At 52.8% G+C, this 7893-nt stretch carries 7 protein-coding genes; 2 read left to right on the top strand and 5 right to left on the bottom strand.

Annotated features, from left to right (window positions below):
- Positions 1-381, top strand: a 381-nt coding sequence (locus VFO10_RS06940; protein WP_325138424.1) for a hypothetical protein, incomplete at its 5' end; no start/stop codon positions are given.
- Between the two features lie 43 nt (positions 382-424).
- On the opposite strand, the gene VFO10_RS06935 is transcribed toward VFO10_RS06940, so the two are convergent.
- The 3 genes from VFO10_RS06935 to VFO10_RS06925 all read right to left on the bottom strand — a co-directional run bounded on the left by VFO10_RS06935 (position 425) and on the right by VFO10_RS06925 (position 4480).
- Positions 425-1117 (bottom strand): hypothetical protein, encoded by a 693-nt coding sequence (locus VFO10_RS06935; RefSeq protein WP_325138422.1) that lies wholly within the window; start codon positions 1115-1117, stop codon positions 425-427.
- A gap of 52 nt (positions 1118-1169) precedes the next feature.
- Positions 1170-2390: a hypothetical protein gene (locus VFO10_RS06930; protein WP_325138420.1), complete on the bottom strand. Its 1221-nt coding sequence runs from the start codon at positions 2388-2390 to the stop codon at positions 1170-1172.
- 281 nt (positions 2391-2671) lie between these two features.
- Entirely contained in the window at positions 2672-4480 is a 1809-nt protein-coding gene (locus tag VFO10_RS06925) for a S8 family peptidase (protein ID WP_325138418.1), read from the bottom strand.
- A gap of 250 nt (positions 4481-4730) precedes the next feature.
- Between VFO10_RS06925 and VFO10_RS06920 the strand changes: the two genes are divergently transcribed.
- Complete coding sequence (locus VFO10_RS06920; RefSeq protein ID WP_325138416.1) at positions 4731-5426, top strand: hypothetical protein; 696 nt, start codon at positions 4731-4733, stop codon at positions 5424-5426.
- Here VFO10_RS06920 and VFO10_RS06915 read toward each other — a convergent pair whose 3' ends face one another.
- Entirely contained in the window at positions 5427-6845 is a 1419-nt protein-coding gene (locus VFO10_RS06915) for a hypothetical protein (RefSeq protein ID WP_325138415.1), read from the bottom strand.
- 74 nt (positions 6846-6919) lie between these two features.
- Positions 6920-7879 (bottom strand): hypothetical protein, encoded by a 960-nt coding sequence (locus VFO10_RS06910; RefSeq protein ID WP_325138412.1) that lies wholly within the window; start codon positions 7877-7879, stop codon positions 6920-6922.
- Positions 7880-7893 lie beyond the last annotated feature (14 nt).

Here is a 7893-nt window from a genome sequence, read left to right as displayed (position 1 = left end):
GTTACCGGACAGTGCTGGACCACCGGAAAGTTCAACGTGCAGGTAGCCTGGCAGTTTCGCGCCGGCTGCACCAGCAGCTCCACCTTTCGCACAGTTGGGTGCAGCAAGAGCTTGCTGACCGAAAGTGCTGAGGATGCTGGGTACGACCGCGAAGCTCAAACCACTCACCAGACCAGCGCTGAGGAGTTCACGGCGCGTGGTTGGGAGTTTATGGTCAGCGTGCAAAGCGGGCTTGGAAGCATCCGCTTCGATTGCGCGCTGAGTCTTATCAGCTTTTTCGGCTTTCTCGGCGGATTCTTTCGCGGCGAGTTTAGCCAGGATTTCTTCTCTTCTGCTTGTAAATTTCATATCCATTACCCCGTATTTTTAATGCTGTTATGAAAAATTCATTCCCGTTTGTACGTTCCTGCTGAACCGTATCGTCTTAGTAGACGAAGAACTCACCGCTCGCTACGATACCTGCGCAGGTTGCCATGAAGATGCCGGGGCCAGTTGCGCCCGTGATACCTTTCAGTGCATCCACAGTGGCTGCAACAGTTGCGATGTCGGCAGCGCGTGGACCTTGCAGAGCCGTTTCAGGACCGTAGAAGCCGTCCACCAAAGTCTTGGCGAAGGCTGCCGAGTCAGCTGGAACCGCGGCGAGAGTCAAACCAGGGAATTTGGCTCCGAGCAACTGAGCGTTGTTCGCGAGCACATCGCAATACGTGGAGGCCAGCTTCGTCAGCGAAGCGACTTTACCAGCGGAGATGGCTGCCGCTGAGTGATCGGTTGGCAAAGCGGACAGAGCGCGGGTGTATTCCGCCTGAGGTGCGATGCCGCCAGCCGCTGCAGGAGCGTTCAGCTGCACGCCTGTCAGGGCATTGAGAGTCGCTGCGACCTGACGGAAGTTCAGGATACCGTAAGCGCTCGCAAGTTCTTCAACTTTGCTGGGCTTCTTGGAAGTCGTTCCATCGGTACCAGGCTCGTCACCAGGGGTACCTGGTTCACCAACACCATCTTCAGTACCTGTGGAGACCACGGGACCTTTGTTGGGCTTCTTGGTCGAACAGCCGTTGGCAAAAAGAGCAGCGCTCAGTGCCAGTCCGAATATAGTCAAACTCTTTCTTGAGATTACCATTTCTTTGATCCTTTCTATTACGTCTTTAAAGTAGCGTTGTTACTGACTGCTCTTACATGCCGATCTTGCTGCCGCAATCCACGGCAACTTCCTTGAACAGCTCTTTCATGTTGAAGGTCTTTGCGAACTCGGCGCCCAATCGTGTGATTGTTGCGTCTTTGATCGAAAGGTCCTTCAAGCAGACAGTCTTGTAAGCGCGTTGAGCCATACAGTTCGGGAACGCTTTCGAGTTCGCGAGCAACTGGCCGAACGACTTCACGCCGTTACCTTCGTTCTTGACAGGATCAGTGGATTCCCAGATATCAGCGTTGATACCTTCACGCCAGAGGTTCTTCCAGGAATCGTTTTCCACAGTTTTGCCGAGTGGGAACACGTCAGCGTTCTGGTTCATCTTGGGAACCGGAGCCGTTGCGATCGTGATGGCAGCTGGGGCGTTCGCCTGAGCTGGCACTACGAAGTCATAGTAAGCAAAGGCGTTGGTCAAAGGATCCATACCTGCATGGCAACCCACGCACTCGGTACGATACTTGGTCGCGTCACCACCGGGAGCGCGATCCACGTCTTTACGAACATAGATGTCTGCGCGCGAAACATCGGAAAGGGCTTCCAAGTCACGGCACAGGTAGTTCATCGAAGTGAAGCGGAAGGCTGCGCGGTTGGTACCGGCATCATAGTAGACCGAACCGAAACCGCGGAGGGTGAAGATACCAGCTTGAACGCTGAGGCCAGTGGCGCCTGTCTGCGTGGTGGCGGTCAAACTACTTCCGAGTGGGGCAGTGCCATTTTTCACGTTGGCATAAAGCGTATCGTAGATCGCGTTTGTACCAGCGGCATAAGCAGCGCCGGTCGGGATGTACAGCACGTCATCCGAAAGGATCGCGCGGTAGTCCTTCTCGTCGCGAACCATACCGATGACGGTTGCGGTCAAGTCATTCAACACGCCGATCGAGTTGGTAGCCCCCGATCCATCGGACAGAGCGCGTTCTTCGCTCGCCTCTATTTGTGCGAAGTTCAAAACAGTCACCGAGTAGAACTTGTCGTTCTCGGTCGCTGCCTTGGCTACAACGTCGGTGAGGTAGGCGGCTTTGTCAGCAGCTGCGACAAGACCTGCACCCCATGTGTTGATGTCAGCGCTAGAGGCTGGGACACCGGCCAAACGCTTGTAAACAAACGCTACCTGAGCTTTGGCCTTGGACAGGTCATCAGTGCCTGCGCTAAAAGCCGGCATACTCAGGAGCAAAGTCACCAATAATCCTGATGCGAAGTGTTTCATAGTTCCCTAACCCCTTGTCATGAGAGTCTGAAGAGTCAACAAAAAGCTATGTTGTAATATCGGCAAAACGGCGAAATTCTTTAGGGTCTCATGGTGCTTTTTAATTTAGGTATGGCTTCTGAAGACTTAGCGAGGAAGAATTGTGAAAATTCCAAAATCTTTGCCGAGGGCAGAATAGCCAGTTCGGGGGAAAGGTATGAAGAAACTTACGGAAAAGGCTGAAAATGCGCTTACCGGAAGAGCCGTTAGGCCCTTCCGGTAAGGTTTCAAGCAGGATTTTATTAACGGCCGTTCAGGCGAATCCGGATCAGCTGAAGCTGCTGACCGCGACTATCGACCGCTTCAGCCACCAGCGTTCCGCTACCATATAGATAATAGGAATCCGGAGTCTGAACCTTGGTCCCGGTCGCATCGAGGTCGCTGCGATCCAGGGTTGCGAAGGAGTAAGGCGTAGGATCACTGCTGGTTACCCAGTAAAGGTAGATCCGCACCGTCCTATCCTTGGGCCAGCCCGTCACAGCAAAGCGTGTGGCGGAATAGAGAGTCTGACCATCGGTAAGACCCACAAAGCTCATCCCGCTTGGAGTCGGCTGGGTAGGAGCCGGCTGCTCAGGCGTTGGGGTGGGCTTCGGTGCAGGCGTCGGATTAGGAGCCGGCATCGAAGGGGTCTCATTGTCAGGACTGCGACCAGCGAGGAGCGCATTGGTCAGAGCCAGAGTATCCATCACACCGCCCGACGCGACGTCGGATCTCAGGTTGCTGGTCCGCACGGCTTTCATAAGGAGAGACTGAAGATCATTGTGCTTCAGACGTTCCTTGGGCGAGGTGCGGGCGATACTCAGAGCCAATGCGTAAGCACCAGCGGCCACAGGACTGGCCATCGACGTTCCGCTCAAGGCTTTGTAACCGCCACCCATATAGGTGGAAACATCCTGATCACCAGGAGCCGCGATATCAACGGTTGCACCGCGGTTCGAGAAACCAGCCAGAGCATCACGGGAATCGGTTGCGGCGACAGAGATCACATTGTCATAAGACGCAGGATAACTGTAGGCATAACCGCGACCGTTGTTCACACCAAGGCGTAGGCTTTCGTTACCCGCCGCTGCAAAGACGATGACGCCCTTGCTGGCAAGGTCCGAATAAAGAGCGCTGGGGTGCGAGCTTTTCGGTTGAGCAAAGAAGTTATTGCCACCGAGTGAGAGGTTGATGATGTCAGCGCCTTGAGCCGCAGCCCACTGCACACCGCGATCGATTTCGATCGAAGAACCGCGGCCACTGGCATCCATAACACGGACAGGGATGATCTTCACGTTCGCGCAGGACGCGACACCGACGACACCGACGCCGTTATTGGCTGCCGCACCGACGAGGCCGGCGACGTGCGTTCCGTGACCATTCTGGTCATCCCAGTTGGTATCGGGACGGCCGCTGGCACCTTTGCCGACGAAGTTCGCGCCGATCACCTGGCCATTGGCATCACGCAGGAACTGGCTCTGCAGGTCCGCATGATCCTTGTCGACACCCGAGTCCACAACGGCCACGATCACCTGCTGACCGGATTTGCCGCCCAAAAGATCACAGGTCTGTTCACGCTTGATCTTATCAAGGTGATACTGACGGCTCTTGTAGGGGTCATTTTCCGCGACTGCGAGTTGGATCGAGGCTTCCGCTTCGACGTCTTTGATGCTTTCCAGGGTTTGAAGTTTGCGCAGAGTGTCCGCGACCTGGTCCTCGGTCTGATCACAGCCTTTCAGTTTCAGCTGGTAAGTCGAGGCAAGATCCGCGGAGATGGCTCCTGGTTCCCAGGACAAGGGTTGAAGGCCATCGAATTCGCAGCCCTGTTCTTCCGCGACGGCCTTGGCATCTTCGCCAATCGCAACCAGGGATGCATCATCGTTCTTTTCCGCATCGACCGTCAGCTTATAACTGCCGGGAACGATGCTGGCGGGAACGCCATGCCGCAGATTTTCCAGTTTGGTCGAGGGTTGACAGGCATAGATGCTGGACAGACTTGCCAGCGCGAGAGCCATGTGCATCCAGGGTTTGAGTCGGTGATGGGATAGGGGCCGCATGTTCTTCAGCTTCATTATCAACTCCATTTCAGCTTCAACAATAGGAATGTCAACAGGTGCACCGGTTAACTTTTCTTTTTCTAGCCCACAAGTTTTCCCGGGAGGTGTCCCAAATTTCGAGAAGGATTAAGGGTTTACCGCAATTTTGCGCATTCGCCAGCTTTCCTGCTAAAATCCCAAGGATTTGCCCTGCCCATTGCCGGGGCTTTCTTTTCCCACCTATAATGGGGAGAATGCCCGCATAACTTTATCCGAATGGACTCCCATGACCCGCTTGCGCCTCATTCTTTTGGCTTTTGGCCTGGGTAGCGCCCCGGCCTTTGCCGGCGTGGCTGTGGACCTCAGTTTTGGGCAAAGCATCAGCGGCAGCATCAATACCGGCACGAGTTCGCCGCTGTCCCAGCAAAGTTTTGCCCTGAGCGGCGATTATGTGGGGAATCTGAGCCGCGGGCTACTGGGTGGCGGCAATGAGCGCTGGAGTTTGGGACTCGGTCTTTATACGGGCCAGGTCAGCTATAGCGCGGGCGGCGTGAAAAACACGGGCGGCAACTTCTTCCTCACCGCGCGCACGGGTTGGATGGCTTTTGTCGGCGGAAAAAATTGGCTTCTGCAGCTGACGCCGGAGTTCGTCCTTTTCTCGCGCATGAGCGTCGCCTCCTATTCCCAAACCACGATCGACGGTGAGAATTTTCAATCGGCATCGCTGTCCACCTATTCGGGGAATGGGTCGATTCGTGTGCCGATTTATGTCGGAAAGAAAATGAACTGGAAGCTCGGCCGGGCGGAACTTTTTCTGGGCGGTTCGCTCAGCACGCTGATCCAAAGTTTTTCGCAGCGGAATGATACCGTCGTCGCCACCTCCCCTTCCACGGGCAAGGTCAATAGCATCGAAAAAAACACCAGCGGAAGCTATCAGCTTCAGGCCATGTCTTTATCCTTTCATCTTACTTTCATTCTTTGATCAGGGCGGGAAATTCGCCGATTTTGTGATGGTGCTGCCGTCTTTCAGCGTATAGACGATGGTGGCCGCCGCGGCATTGGGCGTGCATTTATAGGATGCGGCGAACGCGACCTGGTTATAGGGCTCGACGCAGCCGGTCAGGGTCAGGTGGTTGAGTTGGATGATGTTTGAGGCAATCACTTTATAAGGTGTTTCTGTCCCAATCTGGATAAGAACGAATGGTTTTAAATAGACTGGAGTCGCACGGAAGCTTGTCAAATTTCCATTGATTCGATACTGGACACGAACCCAGCGTGTACCTTCCGTTGGCTGAAGCGTAACATCCAACTCAGGCCTGAATGGAATCCACTGAAAGGTAGCATCATCATCGACGATATTCCCATGAATGTACATTTCAACTTGATCGTCTGCAAAGCCATCGGTCCAGGGTTGGACAGTGAGTGTATTGCTATCCGTCCATACCTTGCCATCTTTGATGCGAATCCCCTCGCCTTCATAGTCAGGATCTGAGGTCACAAGAATGTCTTTGCGTGGGCAATAATTCTCGGCTTCGTCTCGAACCAGTATCGTCAGGCTCTTTTTCCCCGCACCCTGTGTCATGATTATGGGCACACGCTCACCGGAACCATTGAACTCCTTGAAAGTTGAGAGTTCACCGATGTCACCAATAACTCGATAAAAAAGTGGTCCATCATTATCCGCAGCAAGCAGGATCTCAAAATACCTATTTTGTGAACCTTGACCACGAACCTCAATCCGGCAGTTGGCCGGCATAGTGGTTTTTTTGCGAATCTGGACGGTCTTTAACTCAGTTTCATTCTTATAATCGTTGCGGAGCTTCACGCGCAAAGTTTTTACTCCGTCTTCTTCCGTCAGACGAATAGGTACTTTGCTCCCTTCAGGAATCGATCGCCAAGCCCCTTTTGGATTCTCTTCTATGGAAAGATCTCCTTCGATCCAAATCTCGTTTGTCAAAGGGTCGCGGCTCTCAGAGACGAGGAGGGCCACACGCGATGTATTGGTTGCGTTACTTGCAAAACCGACGATTGGATTGTCAGGGGATTCCAGACTGAAAGACCACTTTAAAGTATCTTGCAGAAGCGGAGTACCATCACTCTTGAAGAACTGAATGTTGACGACATAATCGCCCACTTCACTGTATTGAATTTTAGTTCGTGGGCGAACCGGAATTTCCTGATCCAGAGGCACTTCAGCTGAGAAACCACGTCCACTTAGCTTAAAGGACAATGCTTCCACACCTGGGCCTTCGATCACAAGGGTGTTTTCCACCTGGCTCGTGTATTTCGATTCAATAAAATAGCGAAATTGAGGAATTGCGGAGACATCGATCTTATTATTGCCACAGCTTCCCATGAGGCCGGCAAATAGAAATAAAATCCATGTTACGCTGAACCGCAAGTTCCACCTCTTCTGACGGCTACGAGCCGTGAAACCTGAATCAGATTTCACGGCTCGCTACAAACACTCAGTGATCAATAGGTCAACGCTGCAACATCAACATTGAAGTACTTGTAGGAAGAACCACCCGACTGAACAATGAACAGAAGATTTGAGTTTCCTGGAAGAGCCATCTCATCTGGAGTACTCATAACTTGAGTTTTGAAGCCACCGTTGCCGGTTGCAATAATATCACCTGCAGCGACAGCTGTACCACCGGTCGAGAACAGGGTATTGAGCTGCTCATAAGTCGGGTTATTCGAGTAAGTATCTTTTACAAGCATATATTTGAGCGAGGTCAATGGATTTGTATCACAAGACCCTGAGCTGACACCCTGGAGACACAGCACATCAAATGTGAAGCGGCCAGCACCCTGAGCCGTCATACCAGTCATGTTCACAGAAGTGATTTCCACCTTCGCCGCATCGACACCATTCACGCTTACAGTGTGGGTATCGCTCACCACCGATTTGGCAATACTTTCATCCGCGCCGGCAACCAATTGCGTGTAGCTATAGGATACAGTTTCTGACCCGGCTATAGCAGTTGGCAATTGCGTAACGACTCTTACAGTCAGCTTATTGTTGGTATTGGCACTATCTTGGAAGATGGCAATGTCACCTGCCGTCCAACTTTCAAAAGTGTCGGCCGAAAGAACGTAGTTGACGGAATTTAAAGAGAATGAGTTGAGTTTGATCAGACAACCCTGATCGAACTTATACAGATCGACAGTAACATCGTTCTCCGTTATGGAGGGGTAGTTCAAACCAGATGCACAGCCATCCAACGACATGGAAAAAGTCGTCGCATCAGCGAGGCGCATACCTGAGCCTTTTTCTGAAAGGCTGATGCCAACCTTCACAGTTTCCCGCCGTGACGGATCCGCAGTATTCGAGCCATCCTGCTCCGCAACACTCTGAAGTTTCGGTCCGCAGGCGGCCAGACCCATCGCCAAGCCTACTACCACCAAACCCTGACCTAAGTTCAATTTCATGGACGACTCCTATT

The organism is Oligoflexus sp. (genome assembly GCF_035712445.1).
In the GTDB taxonomy this organism is placed as follows: domain Bacteria; phylum Bdellovibrionota_B; class Oligoflexia; order Oligoflexales; family Oligoflexaceae; genus Oligoflexus.
The sequence above is the reverse complement of the archived record's forward strand: the minus strand, read 5'-3'. Positions and strand labels throughout refer to the sequence as shown.